20 protein-coding genes are annotated in these 17,122 nt (G+C 62.8%); 9 read left to right on the top strand and 11 right to left on the bottom strand.

What is annotated here, in order from left to right; all coding sequences use genetic code 11:
* Positions 1-114: 114 nt before the first annotated feature.
* Positions 115-633 (top strand): acyloxyacyl hydrolase, encoded by a 519-nt coding sequence (locus tag HWV67_RS25085; RefSeq protein ID WP_175653212.1) that lies wholly within the window; start codon positions 115-117, stop codon positions 631-633.
* Positions 634-681: 48 nt separating this feature from the next.
* On the opposite strand, the gene HWV67_RS25080 is transcribed toward HWV67_RS25085, so the two are convergent.
* From HWV67_RS25080 to HWV67_RS25060, 5 genes are all read right to left on the bottom strand, one after another.
* A complete protein-coding gene (locus tag HWV67_RS25080; protein ID WP_175653211.1) occupies positions 682-1,386 on the bottom strand; it encodes an SDR family NAD(P)-dependent oxidoreductase in 705 nt (234 codons plus the stop codon).
* Positions 1,370-2,809, bottom strand: coding sequence for a deoxyribodipyrimidine photo-lyase (phrB, locus tag HWV67_RS25075; RefSeq protein ID WP_175653210.1), 1,440 nt, complete (start codon positions 2,807-2,809; stop codon positions 1,370-1,372). Before phrB ends, HWV67_RS25080 begins: the two co-directional genes overlap by 17 nt.
* A complete protein-coding gene (locus HWV67_RS25070) occupies positions 2,809-3,708 on the bottom strand; it encodes a MerR family transcriptional regulator (RefSeq protein ID WP_175653209.1) in 900 nt (299 codons plus the stop codon). The genes phrB and HWV67_RS25070 overlap by 1 nt, the downstream gene beginning before the upstream one ends.
* Positions 3,698-4,654: a YbgA family protein gene (locus tag HWV67_RS25065; protein ID WP_175653208.1), complete on the bottom strand. Its 957-nt coding sequence runs from the start codon at positions 4,652-4,654 to the stop codon at positions 3,698-3,700. The genes HWV67_RS25070 and HWV67_RS25065 overlap by 11 nt, the downstream gene beginning before the upstream one ends.
* A 109-nt stretch (positions 4,655-4,763) precedes the next feature.
* Positions 4,764-5,750 (bottom strand): NAD(P)/FAD-dependent oxidoreductase, encoded by a 987-nt coding sequence (locus HWV67_RS25060; RefSeq protein ID WP_110971901.1) that lies wholly within the window; start codon positions 5,748-5,750, stop codon positions 4,764-4,766.
* A gap of 193 nt (positions 5,751-5,943) precedes the next feature.
* On the opposite strand from HWV67_RS25060, the gene HWV67_RS25055 reads away from it, so the two are divergent.
* On the top strand, positions 5,944-6,846 hold the full coding sequence (locus HWV67_RS25055) for a TIGR01777 family oxidoreductase (RefSeq protein ID WP_175653207.1): 903 nt from the start codon (positions 5,944-5,946) through the stop codon (positions 6,844-6,846).
* Positions 6,847-6,858: 12 nt separating this feature from the next.
* Positions 6,859-7,872 carry a ferrochelatase gene (hemH, locus tag HWV67_RS25050; RefSeq protein ID WP_175653206.1) on the top strand — a complete coding sequence of 338 codons (1,014 nt, stop codon included), beginning with the start codon at positions 6,859-6,861 and terminating at the stop codon, positions 7,870-7,872.
* Positions 7,873-7,942: 70 nt separating this feature from the next.
* Here hemH and HWV67_RS25045 read toward each other — a convergent pair whose 3' ends face one another.
* Complete coding sequence (locus HWV67_RS25045; protein ID WP_175653205.1) at positions 7,943-9,217, bottom strand: uracil-xanthine permease family protein; 1,275 nt, start codon at positions 9,215-9,217, stop codon at positions 7,943-7,945.
* Positions 9,218-9,219: 2 nt separating this feature from the next.
* The gene (upp, locus tag HWV67_RS25040) at positions 9,220-9,858 is read right to left on the bottom strand and encodes a uracil phosphoribosyltransferase (protein ID WP_095158634.1); all 639 of its coding nucleotides are present in this window, start codon (positions 9,856-9,858) and stop codon (positions 9,220-9,222) included.
* A 165-nt stretch (positions 9,859-10,023) separates the two neighbouring features.
* On the opposite strand from upp, the gene HWV67_RS25035 reads away from it, so the two are divergent.
* The 4 genes from HWV67_RS25035 (at position 10,024) to HWV67_RS25020 (ending at position 11,979) form a co-directional block, all read left to right on the top strand.
* A complete protein-coding gene (locus HWV67_RS25035) occupies positions 10,024-10,581 on the top strand; it encodes a hypoxanthine-guanine phosphoribosyltransferase (RefSeq protein ID WP_095158633.1) in 558 nt (185 codons plus the stop codon).
* 4 nt (positions 10,582-10,585) lie between these two features.
* Positions 10,586-11,059, top strand: coding sequence for a WbuC family cupin fold metalloprotein (locus HWV67_RS25030; protein ID WP_175653204.1), 474 nt, complete (start codon positions 10,586-10,588; stop codon positions 11,057-11,059).
* An 86-nt stretch (positions 11,060-11,145) separates the two neighbouring features.
* Entirely contained in the window at positions 11,146-11,616 is a 471-nt protein-coding gene (locus tag HWV67_RS25025; protein WP_095158631.1) for a hypothetical protein, read from the top strand.
* Between the two features lie 72 nt (positions 11,617-11,688).
* A complete protein-coding gene (locus HWV67_RS25020; RefSeq protein ID WP_095158630.1) occupies positions 11,689-11,979 on the top strand; it encodes a PA4642 family protein in 291 nt (96 codons plus the stop codon).
* A 54-nt stretch (positions 11,980-12,033) separates the two neighbouring features.
* Here HWV67_RS25020 and mqo read toward each other — a convergent pair whose 3' ends face one another.
* Together mqo and HWV67_RS25010 are read right to left on the bottom strand one after the other, a co-directional pair.
* Positions 12,034-13,539, bottom strand: a complete 1,506-nt coding sequence (gene mqo, locus HWV67_RS25015) for a malate dehydrogenase (quinone) (RefSeq protein ID WP_175653203.1) — start codon at positions 13,537-13,539, stop codon at positions 12,034-12,036.
* A 606-nt stretch (positions 13,540-14,145) separates the two neighbouring features.
* The gene (locus HWV67_RS25010; protein WP_095158725.1) at positions 14,146-14,379 is read right to left on the bottom strand and encodes a hypothetical protein; all 234 of its coding nucleotides are present in this window, start codon (positions 14,377-14,379) and stop codon (positions 14,146-14,148) included.
* Positions 14,380-14,549: 170 nt separating this feature from the next.
* On the opposite strand from HWV67_RS25010, the gene HWV67_RS25005 reads away from it, so the two are divergent.
* Positions 14,550-15,134, top strand: coding sequence for a YajG family lipoprotein (locus HWV67_RS25005; protein ID WP_095158628.1), 585 nt, complete (start codon positions 14,550-14,552; stop codon positions 15,132-15,134).
* Between the two features lie 116 nt (positions 15,135-15,250).
* On the opposite strand, the gene HWV67_RS25000 is transcribed toward HWV67_RS25005, so the two are convergent.
* A complete protein-coding gene (locus HWV67_RS25000) occupies positions 15,251-15,457 on the bottom strand; it encodes a hypothetical protein (RefSeq protein WP_095158627.1) in 207 nt (68 codons plus the stop codon).
* Positions 15,458-15,620: 163 nt separating this feature from the next.
* Between HWV67_RS25000 and HWV67_RS24995 the strand changes: the two genes are divergently transcribed.
* On the top strand, positions 15,621-15,881 hold the full coding sequence (locus HWV67_RS24995) for a hypothetical protein (protein WP_095158626.1): 261 nt from the start codon (positions 15,621-15,623) through the stop codon (positions 15,879-15,881).
* A gap of 45 nt (positions 15,882-15,926) precedes the next feature.
* On the opposite strand, the gene HWV67_RS24990 is transcribed toward HWV67_RS24995, so the two are convergent.
* The gene (locus HWV67_RS24990; protein WP_095158625.1) at positions 15,927-17,093 is read right to left on the bottom strand and encodes a 1-acyl-sn-glycerol-3-phosphate acyltransferase; all 1,167 of its coding nucleotides are present in this window, start codon (positions 17,091-17,093) and stop codon (positions 15,927-15,929) included.
* Positions 17,094-17,122: the final 29 nt, after the last annotated feature.

Below are 17,122 nucleotides of genomic sequence, written 5' to 3'. Positions count from 1 at the left end.
GACGTAGGAAAAAAAACGTCGAAATCCACTGAACTCCTTTGCATGCGCCGATTTCTACTACGTTGTCTGATGAGACAAAAAAACCAATAAACGGGATTTAAAAGGACGTTTCTCATGAAGAAACTGCTTTGCTTGGCTGTGGTTGCAGCCGCAACCCTGGGGCACACCTTCACCGCACAGGCCGCAGATGTCACTTTCGCTGTCGGCCAGACCAGCGACTCCACCATGACCTACCGCATCGGCGTGCAATCCAACTGGGATGCCAGTTGGTGGCAGACCAGCGTCGGGCGTCTGACCGGCTACTGGGACGGCGGCTACACCTACTGGGACGGCGACAAGACGTCGAGCAACCACAGTCTGTCGTTCGCGCCGGTATTCGTTTACGAGTTCGCCGGCGAGTCGGTCAAACCGTACATCGAGGCTGGCGTCGGGGTGGCGGCGTTTGCTCACACTGAGCTGGAAAGCAACGACCTCGGGTCGTCCTTCCAGTTCGAAGACCGCATCGGCTTCGGCCTGCGCTTCGCGGGGGGGCATGAAGTGGGGATTCGGGCGATCCACTATTCCAACGCGGGCCTCAGCCAGCCGAACGATGGTGCCGAGAGTTTCGCCCTGCATTACCGCATGTCGCTCTGACCGCTACACGACACCGGGGCCGCATTGCGGCCCCGGTTTCATTTTCGGTCAACGCCGCAACGGCCACAGACTGCTGACCGACAACGCTTCCATCACCATTTCAGGCATCCGCAGGGACAAGCGCTGGATAATCGCTTGCGCAGCGCTTTGCGCGTCCCAGTTCTGCGGCAGTGCCACGGCCAGCGTGACGGGCTTTTTCAGGTTCTGCGGCGCGACCAGGGTGAGATCGATTTCCTTGGGCGAGAGCACGCTGCGAACTTCGCTGAACCATTGTCCCAGGCTGTTCTGCGCCGAGGGCCACTGGCTGCTCTCATGTTGCTGGAGTGCCGTGATGCTGCTCAGGATGGCCACGACGTGGGCCGTCTGTCCCGCCTGCAAGAGCGGCAGGGCACTTTGCAGGCAATGGGTGCTGGCAGACAGGTTGCTCTGGATCAGCGCTTCAAACATCTCCGTGCCGCTGGACTGTGCGTCGAGGTAATCGCACGTCCCGGCGTTGAGGATCAGCGTGTCGAGCGCGCCCCAACGCTCCTGGATATGCCGACTCATGTGCTCGGCCTGCGCGGCATCGCTCAAGTCACCGTCGAGCACCAGGCAGTGCTGCGCGAGGCTGTCGGGAAGTGGGTCGAAGGGGGCACGACCACTGATCGCCACGTGATGACCGAGCATGAGCAACTGTGTTGCCAATGCATGGCCCAGGCCACTGCTGGCGCCGGTAACCCAGATACGTTTCGGATCCTCAGTATTGATGTGCATCTTCGTTGCTGTGCTCTTTGGGCAGTTGTCGGAAAGCGTCGATGGCGCGCTGGCGGCTTGGGCCAAGGTCTACGATGGGCTGTGGATAACCTTGCACGCCGAACAGCCCGCCGGGGCTGTGGATATCTTTATCGTCCAGCGCTTTCAACTCCGGCAGCCAGTGTCGCAGGAAGCGCCCCTTGCTGTCGAAGCGCTCGGATTGGCTGACGGGGTTGAACACCCGGAAATACGGCGCAGCGTCGGTGCCCGTGGACGCACTCCACTGCCAACCGCCGTTGTTTGCGGCCAGGTCGCCGTCTATCAGATGGCGCATGAAAAATTCTTCGCCCCTGCGCCAGTCGATCAGCAGGTTCTTGCTCAGGAACATCGCCACCACCATGCGCAGGCGGTTGTGCATCCAGCCGGTGGCGAGCAATTGGCGCATGGCGGCGTCGACAATCGGGATGCCGGTGCGGCCTTCCTGCCAGGCGGCGAGGTCCTCGGGGGCGTCGCGCCATTTCACCGCTTCGGTCGCCGGGCGGAAGGCGCGGTGACGAGAAACCCGCGGATAGCCGACCAGCACATGCTTGTAGAACTCGCGCCAGAGCAGTTCGTTGATCCAGGTAACGGCGCCGGGATTGCCGCTTTCGAACTCGCCGTAGTTGTTGGCCAGCGCGGCGTGCAGGCACTGGCGCACGGAAATCACCCCGGCGGCGAGGTAGGGCGACAGTTGGCTGGTGCCGTCCACGGCGGGCAGGTCGCGTTGTTCGGTGTAGTCCGCCATGTCGTCTTCGACAAAGCGGGCCAGTCGCTCGCGGGCGTGGTCTTCACCTGCCGGCCACTGCTCGCGCAGCGACGGAGAAGGGGTGGGAAAAACGTCAATGTGCCGTGGGATATCGTCACTGGCGACGGCAGTCTTCGCCTGCTTGCGCGGCAATGGCTGCAAGGCGGGCAGGCCGTGGTGCAGGCGCTGGTAGCAGAGCTTGCGGAACTGGGTGAAGACCTTGAAGTAACCGCCCTGGCGAGTGAGCACCGTGCCCGGTTTGAACAGCAACTGATCAAGGTAGCTGTGCAGGCCGATGCCGTGCTGTTGCAGGTACTCGCCAACGTCGCGATCACGCTGCTGTTCGTTGATCCCGTATTCCTCGTTGACGTGCACATCCTGCACGCCGTGCTCCCGGCATACCTCGTGGAGCACCCGGGGTGCGTCTTTCCAGTCATCGGCTACACGAATAAGCAGCGGGATGTTCAGTTCGCCGAGCGCCTGTTTCAGCGCCTCCAGATTGCGCAGCCAGAAGTCCACCTTGCAGGCGGCGTCATCGTGACGCTTCCACTGCGCCGGGCTGACCAGCCAGAGCGCCAGGCACGGGCCGCGCTCGCAAGCGGCGGCCAGGGCGGTGTTGTCATGCAGGCGCAGGTCGCTGCGCAGCCAGATCAATTGCATTATTCGGGTCCGTGTTTTTCCGTGGCAAGCGGCTTGAGGTCTTGCAGGCACCGGCACGCCGCCAGGGGCGAGTCGAGCAAGTGCCAGTCGGGATCTGTCGGCAACGCATGCTTGTGTAAAGTGACCGCGGCGCCGAACAGGAGTTTCGGTACGCTCAGCGGCGCGAGGGTGCGTTGCAGTCGGTCGCTGTCCTGCGCGGTATTGATGCTAACCAGTACCGCCTTCGCCCCCAACTGCTCGACGCCCAGCGCCAGATCGCGGGCAGGCAGGGTGCTGTCGAACACTTCCACCGGGCAGCCGGCGTCGCTCACCAGCCAGGCGCACAGCCACAACTGCGGATCGAACGGCAGGCCGCCGCCGTTGACCAGCATCGCCGGCGCACCGTTGCACTGGCGGTTGTTGTGGTACACCCGAAGCCCCAGCTTGCTGCGCAGCCAACTGTGGAAAAAGCCCTGTTCGAGGCGGGCGGTGGGGTGGGTTTGCCAGCGTGCTTCGAGGTGGCCGAGCAGGGGCAACAGCAATTGCTCGCACAAGGTGGTGGCGGGGTAGAGCGCCATGGCCTGGTTGAACTGCTGGTCGAGCTGGCGCTCGGCGAGGTGGGCGATGCACTCGGTGAGGTGGCTGCGCAGCGCCTGCCAGTCGTCCCCGGGAATGCTCTGCTCGGGCGACTTGTCGCTGTCGAGCAGCGGTAGCACCTGGCTGACCGCAACACCACGGTTGAGCCAGGACAGAATGGTGCGAATGCGTTCGACCTGATCGCTGCTGTACAGCCGATGGCCCTTGCTGGTGCGCTGCGGCACCACCAGGCCATAACGCCGCTCCCAGGCACGCAGGGTGACCGGGTTGACGCCGGTCAGCCGTGAGATTTCGCGGATGGGCAGCAGCGGTTCAGATGGCATTGCGCAGGCTCAGGTTTTCCGGGTGCGGCTGCAGGTAGACCTGGCTCAGCAAGTACGCATCGGGATGATGATTGAGGTGGTGCTTGAGCAGCGTCAGCGGCACCACCAGCGGGACGATTCCGGCCATGTATTGCTCGATCACGCGGCGGATTTCCTGCTTGTCCCCGGCGTCGAGGAAGCGCCGCAGGTAACCGCTCAGGTGCATCAGCACATTGCCGTGGGTGCCGCGGTTGGCGCAGCGGCGCAGCGCGGCGATCAACTGGCTGAAATACGCCGGGCCGATCTGCTGCGGGTCGTCCTGGCGGCTCATGCTGCCCAGCAGCTTGCCGAGCACTTTGTATTGCTCGGGGTTGTGCGCCATCAGTTGGTACTTGTAGCGGGAGTGGAAGGCGATCAGCGCGTGACGGCTCAGGCCCTCGGCGCACAGGCGCTGCCAGTCGGCATAGGCCAGCACGCGGATTATGAAGTTTTCCCGCAGCACCGGATCGCACAGCCTGCCTTCTTCTTCCAGCGGCAGGTCCGGGCGCAGTTCGCGAAAACGCGCGGCATACAGGCCGCTGGCGCGCTCGCGTGCGGGGTAGCCGTTGGCCTGGTAGACCTTGATGCGCTCCAGCCCGCAGGACGGCGATTTCTGCATGAAGATGTAGCCGCAGATATCGTCCAGCTCGACGGCCATCTGGTCGGCGTACTGGATCAGCGCATCGGAAACATCGATGGCCTCGTCGCGGCTGTTGACGGCTCGAGGCTGGGCGGGATCGCCGGCAAGGTGGATCGCGGCGCGGGGCGTGCCCAGGCCGATTGCCACTTCAGGACAGACGGGCACCAGCTCGAAATGCTCCGCCAGTGCTTCAGTGCACAGACGTGACTCCTTGTGACCGCCATTGAAGCGGACTTCTTCACCGGCAAGGCAGGCACTGAGGGCGATTTTGGGCTTGGTAGCGGGCATGGTGGGCAACCTTTCTTGTACAAAGATAAAAACCTGTACAACTTTGCTCAGCATAAGCCGGAAGTTGTACAAGTCAATATTTCTGTAGAAGGCGCGTTGCCCGCAGAGGTTATTCCAGGTGTTCGATCAGGCGGCGAGCGGCTTCCTGGCCACTGAGCCAGGCGCCTTCGACCCGGCCCGACAGGCACCAGTCGCCGCAGGCATAGAGGCCCAGGTCGGCATCGGCGAGTGCGCCCCACTCATGGTTGCTGGCGGGGCGTGCATAGAGCCACCGGTGCGCCAGGGTGAAGCTCGGTGCCGGTACCGCACAGCCGACCAGCTCGGCGAAATCGCCCAGCAACTGTTCGATCACCGCCTCTTTCTGTAGGTCGATGTGCTGTTTGCTCCAGGCCGAGGTGGCATGCAGCACCCAGGTGTCCAGGCGCTCCTCGCGCCCCGGCTTGCTGCGGTTGCGGGCCAGCCAGTCGAGCGCGCAGTCCTGCACGAAGCAACCCTGCATGGGCGTTGCCAGCGGGGTGTCGAAGCCGAGGGCGATGGCCCAGGTCGGCTCCATTTGAACGCCGGCTGCGGCGGCGGCGAGTTTCGGCGTGGCGGCCAGCAAGGCCGCGGCCTGCGGTGCCGGCACGGCGACGATGACCTTGCTGAACGGGCCGTGGCTGCAGCCTTCGGTGTCCTGCAGGTGCCAGTACTGTTTGCCGCGGAAGACTTCACTGATGCGGCAACTGAAGTTCACCGTGACGTCCTTGAGCAGGCCGCGGGTGATGGCGCTCATGCGCGGCGTGCCGACCCAGCGGATCTGCTCGTCCGGCGAAGGGCTCAACTGGCCGTCGCGGTAGTTGTAGAGCTGCGGCTTCCACTCCGCGACCCAGCCCTTGGCTTGCCAGTGCTGGATCTGCTCGACGAAGCGGCGGTCGCGGGCGGTGAAATATTGCGCGCCGAGGTCCAGCGCCCCGGCTTCGCTGCGCTTGCTGGCCATACGTCCACCGCTGCCGTGCCCCTTGTCGAACAGGTGGACGGTCAGTCCTTCCTTCTGCAAGGCCTGGGCGGCAGAGAGTCCGGCAATGCCGGCACCGATGATGGCGATAGGTACGGTCATGATGGGCCTCTTTGAACCTTCTAGTAGGTACAGACAGCCACGCTGTCGGACAAACCTGTACAACTCCAGGGTTTTGTATAAGATCGGTCGGCTCGTTGCAACAGGTTGGCCTATGTTTATCCCAGAGTGAACGGTCAAAAAAGTGCCTTGCTTTTAAAAGTAGACCAGCGAGCGCCATCATGAGGACACGGCCATGAATATATTGCTGACCGGTGGTACCGGCCTGATTGGACAGCAACTGTGTCGCCACTGGCTCGACCAGGGTCATCGACTGACGGTCTGGAGCCGCCGTGCCGACCAGGTTGGCCAGCTTTGCGGTGCTGGCGTTCGCGGCATCAGCGAACTGGAGGCTTACGGCGACGGGCCGCTGGATGCGGTCATCAACCTGGCCGGCGCGCCGATCGCCGATCGGCCCTGGACCGTGTCGCGGCGGGCGCAGTTATGGGGCAGCCGGATCACCCTGACCGAACACCTGCTGGCTTGGCTGGAGCGCCGTGAGCAGCGCCCGGCGGTGATGATTTCCGGCTCCGCGGTGGGTTGGTATGGCGGCGGCGGCGAGCGTGAATTGACCGAGTCTTCGCGCCCGGGCAAAGAGGACTTCGCCAGCCAGTTGTGCATCGCCTGGGAAGAAACCGCGCAGCGCGCCGAAGCCTTGGGCATCCGTGTCGTGCTGCTTCGCACCGGGTTGGTCCTGGCCAGCGAGGGCGGCTTTTTGTCGCGCCTGCGGCTGCCCTTCAAACTCGGGCTGGGTGGGCCGATTGGCGATGGCCGGCAGTGGATGCCGTGGATTCATATCCACGACGAAATCGCCCTGATTGATTTTCTCTTGCAGCGCAACGACGCCAGCGGTCCTTATAATGCCTGCGCTCCGGAGCCTGTACGCAACCGCGAATTCGCCCGGCGCCTGGGCCGCACGCTGCACCGGCCGGCGTTCATGCCGTTGCCTGCGCTGGTGTTGAAGGCGGGGCTTGGCGAGTTGTCGACGTTGCTGCTCGGTGGTCAGCGCGCTCGCCCGGTGCGCGCGCTGGCAGCGGGCTTCACCTTCCGTTTCAACGATGTGCAATCGGCGCTGGATGAGTTGTCCTCCCGCCTCTGAAAAGGATGTTGCATGACCGATCATGCTTTGCTGCTGGTCAACCTGGGTTCACCGGCGTCCACCTCCGTCGCCGATGTGCGCCGTTACCTCAATCAGTTCCTGATGGACCCTTACGTTATCGACCTGCCGTGGCCGGTGCGGCGTCTGCTGGTGTCGCTGATCCTGATCAAGCGCCCGGAACAGTCCGCCCATGCCTACGCTTCGATCTGGTGGGACGAGGGCTCGCCGCTGGTGGCGCTGACTCGCCGCCTGCAGCAGGCCGTGGCGCCGCACTGGACCCACGGGCCGGTGGAAATCGCCATGCGCTATGGCGAGCCGTCGCTGCCCTCGGTGTTGAAGAAACTCGCCGCCCAAGGCGTGCGCAAGGTGACCCTCGCGCCGCTGTATCCGCAGTTCGCCGACAGCACCGTGACCACCGTGATCGCCCAGGCGAATGAGGTGATCGCCGAGCAGCAACTGCCGTTGCAGATGACGGTGTTGAAGCCGTTCTATGACCAGCCCGAGTACATCGATGCGCTGGTGGCGAGCGCCAAGCCTTATCTGGAGCAGGATTTCGATCACTTGCTGCTGAGTTTCCACGGGCTGCCGGAGCGGCACCTGAAGAAGCTCGACCCGACCGGCACGCATAACTTCCAGGACGCCGACTGCTGCCGTGAGGCCTCGGCGCAGATGCTCGCCGTCTGTTATCGCGGCCAGTGCCTGCGGACGGCCCAGGCCTTCGCGCGCAAGATGGGCTTGCCGGATGGCAAATGGTCGGTGTCGTTCCAGTCGCGGCTGGGCAAGGCGAAGTGGATCGAGCCCTACACCGAGGCGCGGCTGGATGAACTGGCCAAGGCCGGGACGAAGAAGCTGTTGGTGATGTGCCCGGCGTTCGTTGCCGACTGTATCGAGACCCTCGAAGAAATTGGCGACCGCGGTCGCGAGCAGTTCATCGAGGCGGGCGGGGAGGAGTTGAAGTTGGTGCCTTGCCTGAATGATCACCCGCAATGGGTGCAGGCGCTGGTTACGCTGTGCGAGCGGGCTTGAAACCCTATCTTCAGTCATAAAAAAGGGGCTGCCAACGCAGCCCCTTTTCTACAGGTGAAGATCACTCCGCTCAGGGCAGATGATCATCCATCACCTTGTTCTTCCAGCCGTCATTGCCCGGCAACAGCAGGTTCAGGGCGATAGCCACCACCGCGCACAGCGCGATGCCTTTCAGGCCCCAGTCATCCGGGCCGTCACCGCTACCGACCAGCACACCGCCGATACCGAATACCAGGGTCACCGAAACGATCACCAGGTTGCGGGCTTCGCTCAGGTCGATCTTGTGGCGGATCATGGTGTTCATGCCGACCGCAGCGATCGAGCCGAACAGCAGGCAGAGAATGCCGCCCATCACCGGCACCGGAATGCTCTGCAACAGCGCGCCGAACTTGCCGATGAAGGCCAGGGGAATGGCGAACACCGCCGCCCAGGTCATGATCTTCGGGTTGTAGTTCTTGGTCAGCATCACCGCGCCAGTCACTTCGGCGTAGGTGGTGTTGGGCGGGCCGCCGAACAGGCCAGCGGTGGTGGTGGCAATGCCGTCACCCAGCAGGGTGCGGTGCAGGCCAGGGGTCTTCAGGTAATCGCGACCGGTCACGCTGCCCACCGCGATCACGCCGCCGATATGTTCGATCGCCGGCGCCAGGGCGACCGGAACGATGAACAGGATGGCCTGCCAGTTGAACGCCGGCGCGGTGAACTTCGGCAGTTCAAGCCAAGGCGCAGCAGCGATCTTGGCGACATCGACCACACCGAAGGCGAACGACAGGCCAAAGCCCACCAGCACGCCGGCAATGATCGGCACCAGGCGGAAGATGCCTTTGCCGAAGACCGCGACGATCAAGGTGGTCAGCAGTGCCGGCATCGAGATCATCATCGCCGTGCTGTACGGCATCAGGGCGGCGCCGTCGCCGGCCTTGCCCATGGCCATGTTGGCCGCGATCGGCGCCATGGCCAGGCCGATGGAGATGATCACCGGACCGATCACCACCGGTGGCAGCAGGCGGTCGATGAACCCGGTGCCTTTGATCTTCACCGCCAGGCCGAGGAAGGTGTAGACGAAGCCCGCGGCCATGACGCCGCCCATGGTCTCGGCCAGGCCGAACTGGCCCTTGGCGAGGATGATCGGGGTGATGAAGGCGAAGCTGGAGGCCAGGAACACCGGCACCTGACGCCCGGTGACGATCTGGAACAGCAGCGTGCCGAGGCCTGCGGTAAACAGTGCGACGTTGGGATCAAGGCCAGTGATCAGTGGCATCAGCACCAGAGCGCCGAAGGCCACGAAGAGCATTTGTGCGCCGGAGACTATCTGGCGCCAGAGCGGTTCGTTGAACTCGTCCTGCATGCTCAGGCGTCCTTCTGCTTGGTGCCGAAGATCTTGTCACCGGCATCGCCCAGGCCGGGAATGATGTAGCCGTCTTCGTTCAGGCGCTGGTCGATCGAGGCGGTGAAGAGCTGCACGTCAGGGTGGGCTTTTTCCACCACGGCGATGCCTTCCGGCGCGGCCACCAGGACCATGGCGCGGATATCCTTGCAACCGGCGCGCTTGAGCAGCTCGATGGTCGCGACCATGGAACCGCCGGTGGCCAGCATCGGGTCGATGATCAGGGCCAGGCGCTGGTCGATTTCCGGCGCGAGCTTTTCCAGGTAGGTGTGGGCTTCGAGGGTTTCCTCGTTGCGGGCCACGCCCACGGCGCTGACTTTGGCGCCCGGGATCAGGCTGAGCACGCCTTCGAGCATGCCGATGCCGGCGCGCAGGATCGGGACTACAGTGATTTTCTTGCCGGCGATCTTCTCGACTTCAACGGCGCCGCACCAGCCATCGATGGAATAGGTTTCCAGCGGCAGGTCTTTGGTGGCTTCATAGGTCAGGAGCGCGCCGACTTCCTGGGCGAGTTCGCGAAAATTCTTGGTACTGATATCGGCACGGCGCATAAGGCCGAGCTTGTGGCGGATCAGCGGATGGCGGATCTCACGGATGGGCATGGGGAAGGGCTCCGGAATGCGGGCAAAAAAACCGCGCTAGATTAATCTATTCGACCGTGTGTGTCCTATAGCCACACTGGACGTTAGTCCAGAAATGCTTGATCTGATGCGTGTGGATGCGTACCTTTGCCCGCTTTTCCAAATCCTGACTCCCTGGAGAGTTTCATGTCCGCTGATCTCGAGCACATCCGTCAAGTCATGCGCGAGGCCGACTGCCTGCACGATGAAGCCGCAGTCGAGGCGGCCATCGCCCGGGTCGGCGCGCAGATTACCGAGCGCCTGGCCGACAGCAACCCGGTGGTGTTCTGCGTCATGAACGGCGGGCTGATCTTCGCCGGCAAACTGTTGACCCACCTGCCGTTCCCGCTGGAATCCTCCTACCTGCACGCCACCCGCTACCGCAACCAGACCAGCGGCGGCGACCTGTTCTGGAAGGCCAAGCCGGAAGTCTCGTTCATCGACCGCGACGTGCTGATCATCGACGACATCCTCGATGAAGGTCACACCCTCAGCGCCATCATGGATTTCTGCCGTCATGCAGGTGCGCGCAACGTCTACACCGCCGTGCTGATCGACAAGGACCACGACCGCAAGGCCAGCCCGGACCTCAAGGCCGACTTCGTTGGCCTGAGCTGCGTCGACCGCTATGTCTTCGGCTACGGCATGGATTACAAGGGCTACTGGCGTAACGCCAATGGCATCTACGCCGTCAAGGGACTCTGACACCATGGCCAAGCCTTCCTACCTGGACCAGTCGCTGTTTGCCGAGGTGGCACAAAAGGCCGCGCAAAGCCCACGGGCCCGTGCGCACCACAACTTCCATGAGATGGAAGACTCCTGCCACCGCATGCTGGTCGGCCTGCAGCCGGAAACCTACGTTCCGCCCCACCGCCACCAGGCGGCCGACAAGGCCGAGAACCTGATCATCCTCAAGGGCAAGCTGGGTGTGCTGATTTTCGATGAGGCCGGCAACGTGCTGGACAAGCGGATCATGCAGGCTGGCGGCGATTGCCTGGGGGTTGATCTGGCGCCCGGCATTTTCCATGGCCTGGTGGTCATGGAAGCTGACACCCTGATGTTCGAATGCAAGGCCGGCCCGTACCGCCCGGTCAGCGACGGCGACATGGCCCCTTGGGCGCCGCGCGAAGGCGAGCCGGAAGTCGCGGCCTACCAGGCGTGGATGCGCGCACAGTTCGACTGATTGCCCGCGGGGCCTGGCGCAACGCCTGCGCCCCGCGACAACCGGACACATCATGGTAGAGTGCCAGGCCCTCCAAGGAGCCTGTCATGCGTGCGACGATTCTCCCGCTTCTCCTGTTCCTGAGCCTGCCTGCCGTTGCGGCGCCGATGCATGGCCAGTTCCTGCCGCCGGACGAGCAGTCGGTGCGTGGGGAAAACCCCGAAAGCCAGCAACTGCTGCAAGTGACCAGCTATTCGGTGGTCGTCGGTAACCAGCGCCAGTCCAACCAGCAACCGCTGCCGATCACTTCGTCACTGACCATGCGCCTGAAAGGCAAGCCGCTCAGCCAGGGCGCGACCATCACCCAGGTGGTGATCAGCTTCGACGGCGAGGGCAAAAGCCTGAAAAAGCCGGCTTTCGACAGTGCTACCCGGACCCTGACCCTGAATTACGCGCCGGCGCAGTATCAGGTGATCCTCGACCTGCTGCGCAACGACACCGTCTACGTGCAATTCCTCAGCTACCCCAACGGCCACATCTGGGCCGATCTGCACACCGGAACCCTTCGCGCGCGTTGAGCGCCGGGCCCGCCGGGGGGTAAACTGCCCGCCCCGTGGAAAATGTCCTTGATGGTTCAGTTGGAGTCGGTAATGCGTAAAGACAAGAAGCAGGTGATTGGCGACGAAATCAGCGATGACTACGTCAAATCGTTCCTCATTTACGAGCCAGCCGATGGCGTGACCTCGCCTTCGCACCACAAGCTGATCAAGGGCTACCGTGGCCTGCGCATCGACGACTTCGAGCGTTATGTCGGTTTCTTCGTTGAAGCCGGTTACGACCTGGACGGCAAGGACGAGCACGGCAAGACCTTCGTCGAGGCGATCGCCGACCAGCGCAACGCGCCGGAATACGTCGAGATCATCGAGAAAGCCCGCGGCTGATCGATCTTCGGCGCAAAAAAAACGCCCCGAAGGGCGTTTTTTTATGAGCGCGGCTCAAGCGTAGCTTGGCGCCGGGCTGCTTTCGACCAAGCCCAGGGCCTCGTCGTTGTAGGCACTGACCTTGTGGTACAGGGCTGCGTCGGCTGCCAGGACTTTCTCCCGCGCGGGGAAGATTTCCTTGAGCTTCTCGGCCCACTCGCCCTTGGCCTTGTCGGCAAAGCAGCGTTCGATCAGGTCCAGCATGATCGACACCGTCACCGAAGCACCTGGCGAGGCACCCAGCAGGGCGGCGAGGGTGCCGTCCTGTGCGGCCACCAGTTCGGTACCGAACTGCAGAACGCCGCCTTTTTTCGGGTCTTTCTTGATGATCTGCACGCGCTGGCCAGCGACTTCCAGGCGCCAGTCCTCGGCTTTCGCCTCCGGATAGAAGCGGCGCAGGGAGTCCAGGCGCTGCTCCATCGACTGCATCACTTCGCTGACCAGGTACTTGGTCAGGTCCATGTTGTCGCGGGCCACGGCCAGCATCGGGCCGATGTTGCCCATGCGCACCGACAGCGGCAGGTCAAGGAACGAACCGTACTTGAGGAACTTGGTAGTGAAGCCGGCGTACGGGCCGAACAGCAGGGATTTCTTGCCGTCCACCACACGGGTGTCGAGGTGCGGAACCGACATCGGCGGAGCACCGACCGCGGCCTGGCTGTAGACCTTGGCCTGGTGTTGCTTGACGATTTCCGGGTTGTCGCAGCGCAGCCACTGGCCACTGACCGGGAAGCCGCCGAAGCCTTTGCTTTCCGGGATACCGGACGCTTGCAGCAGCGGCAGGGCCGCGCCACCGGCGCCGAGGAATACGAAGCGGGCGTCGACATCACGGCTGCTGCCGCTGTTGACGTCCTTGACGCTGACGGTCCAGCCGCTGCCGTTACGGCGCAGGCCAGTGACCTTCTTGCTGTACTTGACCTGCGCATCCGGCGCGTTGGCCAGGTGCTTGAGCAGTTTGTTGGTCAGCGCGCCGAAGTTGACGTCGGTGCCCTTGATCACGCGGGTAGCGGCGATCTTCTGGTCAGCCGGGCGACCCGGCATCATCAGTGGCATCCACTCCTTCATCACCGTCTGGTCTTCGGTGTATTCCATCTCGCTGAAGGCGTGATGCTGCTTGAGCAGCTCGAAGCGCTTCTTCAGGAACGCGACGCCTTTGTCACCCTCGACGTAGCTCAGGTGTGGCACCGGGTTGATGAACGCCCGTGGCGAGCTGAACGCACCTTTTTTGCTCAGGTACGCCCAGAACTGACGGGAAACCTCGAACTGGGTGTTGATCAGCACCGCTTTCTTGATGTCGATGCTGCCGTCAGCGGCCTGAGGCGTGTAGTTCAGTTCACACAGCCCGGCATGGCCCGTACCTGCGTTGTTCCACGGATTGGAACTTTCCGCGGCACCCGAATCCATCAACTCGACGACTTCCAGCTTGATTGCCGGGTCGAGTTCCTTGAGCAGCACGGCCAGGGTGGCACTCATGATGCCTGCCCCTACCAGTACCACATCGACTGTTTCGTTCTGCGCCATTTAACGCATCTCCAAAATCTTCAGCACCTAATTGACAGCATAGGACCCCGGAACTCCGAGACTGCCCTATCCGATACTTCGCAGCTTTCCAACGTTCACGGACACTGCCAACCAGGCTCGTTAGATGCGTATGAACGCATTTTGCGGCCGGTGCGGCAATTCGACTTATGGTCGAGGCGCCCGTCGTGCGCTATGAAACCGGCCTCAGTCACCCATGACGGATGAAGGCCGTAGCCAGCTGCTTGGGGCTGTTCGGGACACTGATGATGCTTTTGCACATACCAGACTGTTCATTGCTCGCCACACTCTTGTGAAGTTGTGAAAACCCGTTTTTTCACGCTCTTTTGGAGTCGTGAACCTCAAAAATGGACCGTGCAGGGCAGGTCCGTCAGGTTCAGGCAGAGCATGGGGGCCGAGAAAAAAGCGGGCACACCGGCTTCGCAAGACCTGTGTGGGCGGCTCTCTGTGGGCGGATGCGGGGAAGCCGATGCGTGGCATTGGCGGTACTGCGGGGCCCGATCAGGAGACGTCCTTATAATCGGGGGCAGATTATAACGAGGTCGCCGGGAGAAACGACCTTTATTAACGACTTTTCTTGCTCGGCCGTCAGGCGGCGAGCATGCGCTGCAGTCGATTGCCGCGCGGACGCTGTACGACCCGGGCGTTACCGGGGAGTGGACGGTTCAGCCATTGCAGGCGCGATTCGCTGACTTCCACCCAGCCGAACCCGGCAGGTAGCTGTTCGCAGCATTTGAATGCCTGGCACAGGCCCTGCGCGTCGAGGCGCGCGAAGTGGCGTTGCGGCTGGCGTTTGAAGAGCAGGGACCAGAGGCTGTGCATGGCGATGTACCGGTAGGAAACTGGCGCCAGCATACGTCTGCAATGATGAAGTCCGTATGACAGGGAATTGGATGCATGAAAGCGCTGTCCTAACCCCAGAGGCCCGATGACTGGCGCACGACGGGCTGGGTATACTGGCGGCCTTTGCCGCTATTCCAGGAGAGATGAGCATGTTGCAACGTTTGTTGTTCGGTTTGATCGCTGTGACCAGCCTGACCCTGGTGGGTTGTGCCCACAGTCCGCAACAACTCAGCCCGCAACCGAAACTCACCGCCCAGCTTGCACCCGTTGGCCATGGCCAGCCGGTGGTGGTGCGAGTGGTCGACGGACGCGGTACCCAGACCCTCGGCACCCGTGGCGGTCTGTACCCGGAAACCAGCGCCATCAGCGTCACCGGCAACGACATCCTGCCCAAGCTGCAGGCCCAGGCTGAAGCCGCTGTCCGCCTGTTGGGCTTCACCCCGACGCCGAACGCCTACAACGCGCCTCAGTTGACCGTGACCCTGGCCGAACTCAAGTACCAGTCGCCGAAAGAAGGCCTGTACGTGACCGAAGCCACCATCGGCGCGACCTTCAAGGCTGACGTGAACAACGCCAACCGCCGTTACAGTGGCCGCTACGGCGCTTCGCTGGACCAGCGTTTCGGCATGGCGCCGAACCAGGAAACCAACACCAAGCTGGTCAGCGACGTGCTCAGCGACGCTCTGACCCGCCTGTTCAAGGATCCGACCATCGGTCAGGTGCTGGGCGAATAAACCGTCCTTGAGCTGCAAGCTTCAAGTTTCCAGCAATAAGAAAAGCCCGATACCTGGCGACAGGTATCGGGCTTTTTCATGTGGCTTGAAACTGACAGCTTGCAGCTTCGCGCGGCTCAGGCCGCGTCGACGTAGAAGTCGAGCACGCTGATACCGGTCTGGCTGTCGACCTCCGGCAAATGATCGTGGGGATGGCCGCCCAGGGCACAGTAGACCAGCCATTGGCGGTCCTGGACGTTGAAGGCCAAACCGTCGATCAGCGCTTCCTGCTCCTCGCTCTGGGCAATCAGATAGAGGCGATCCTGGTTTTCGGCGTGCAGCATGACAAGCTCCGGTTCGTTGGGAGGGCAACAGGGTGGCTTGTCTGGATGACGACTGTATGACGGCGCAATTTATCGTCATTGGTCGTAAAAGGCGGGCAGGGACGGGCGGCTTGGGTAGAATGCGCGCGTTTCGAAGCAATCGTGGTTCTTTCGAGGTAAGGCGATGTCGCTGCAAATGTTCTGGGGCCTGTTCGCTGCCCACCCGACCAAACTGATCAATCTGCTGGCTCTGCTGCTGACCTGTCCTGGCGGCGTGCTCCTGCACAACGCCCGGCGCCGTGCCTCGCGGGCCATGGCCAGCCTGCCGGCGGGCGAGGCAGCCATCGACCTGCTGACCCAGCGGGTCAACCGGTTCTATTACAGCCTGGGGTTTGCTTTCCTGGCGCTGGCGTTGCTGTTGTCCTGGGTCAGCACCTGGATCTGACCTCTTCAGGGCCTCATCGCGCGCTCGCCATGAGGCCCTCAAGCGTTACAGCGGCAACCCGGCCTTGACCCGATACTGATTGCGCACCGGCATCGCGTACTGCAACACCAGGTACGGACGATGCTCTTGCGGGCACGCCTCCAGCCGGCGCTGCCACTCCGCTTGAGCCTTGGCCAGCTCTTCGGCGCCAAACAGTTCGGCCGCCTTCGGCACCTGCAACTCTGGGTCGGCATCGGCCCACTGCGCGTACGCCAGGTAATGCGCCGGGAACAGCCGGTAGCCGGCGAGAATCTGCCGGTCGATCTCCGCCGCCAATTGCTTGGTGTCGTCGAAGAGTTCGGTCACTGGCGCCGCGAAGTTGATGTGCACCCGCCCTTTGTAGCCGGTGATGCCCTGGGCGATGCTCAGGTCATCCTCACCCGGCGCCTTGCTGTAGCTGCCGGTGGTGGCGCGGATGTACAGCTCGCGGGCCTTGGCCTGGTCGCACGGGTCGTATTCGTAGCTGATCGACACCGGGCTCAGGTTCAGCGACTGGATCACCTCGCCGAACGGCTCGCTCTTGCGGCTCATGTGGAACATCTTGAGGATCGCCGAATCGGTGCGATCGTCGCCGTCCTTGGCGCGGCCTTCGGCCTGGGCGATCCAGATCGAGGCGCCGTCGTTGCGAATCGAGTGGTTGATGTAGGCCGAGAGCAGTTGATAGGCCGCCAGCTTCTCGCGCCGGCCGCTGATGGAGCGGTGCACGATGAAGCTCTTGTTCAGGCGCATCATGTCGCTGACGAAGGGCTTCTGCAGCAGGTTGTCGCCGATGGCGATGCGCGGGGTCGGCAGGCCGGCGTGGTAGACCGCGTAGTTGACGAACGCCGGGTCCATCACGATGTCGCGGTGGTTGGCCAGGAACAGGTAGGCGGTACCCGACTTGAATTGCTCCACACCGGTGTAGGTGACGCCGTCGGTGGCGCGCTCGATAGTGTGGTCGACGTAGAACTCGACCTTGTCCTGCAGGGTCGAGACGCAGGTCACGCCGGCGAATTCCTTGCGCAGACGGCGAGCGATCAGCGGCTTGAGCAGCCAGCCGAAACCTGTGGCCATGCGCGGGAAGCGGAAGCGGGTGAGGATATCCAGGAATGCCGGGTCGCTGAGCAGGCGTGCCAGAACGGCAGGGACCTCAGCGTCGTCGTAGGGTCGGATGGCATCGAATTCGCCCATCATGCTCTCTTGTTGTGAAACGGCTAGGGTAA

It is taken from the genome of Pseudomonas sp. Marseille-P9899, from assembly GCF_903166565.1.
Lineage (GTDB): Bacteria > Pseudomonadota > Gammaproteobacteria > Pseudomonadales > Pseudomonadaceae > Aquipseudomonas > Aquipseudomonas huaxiensis.
The sequence above is the reverse complement of the archived record's forward strand: the minus strand, read 5'-3'. Positions and strand labels throughout refer to the sequence as shown.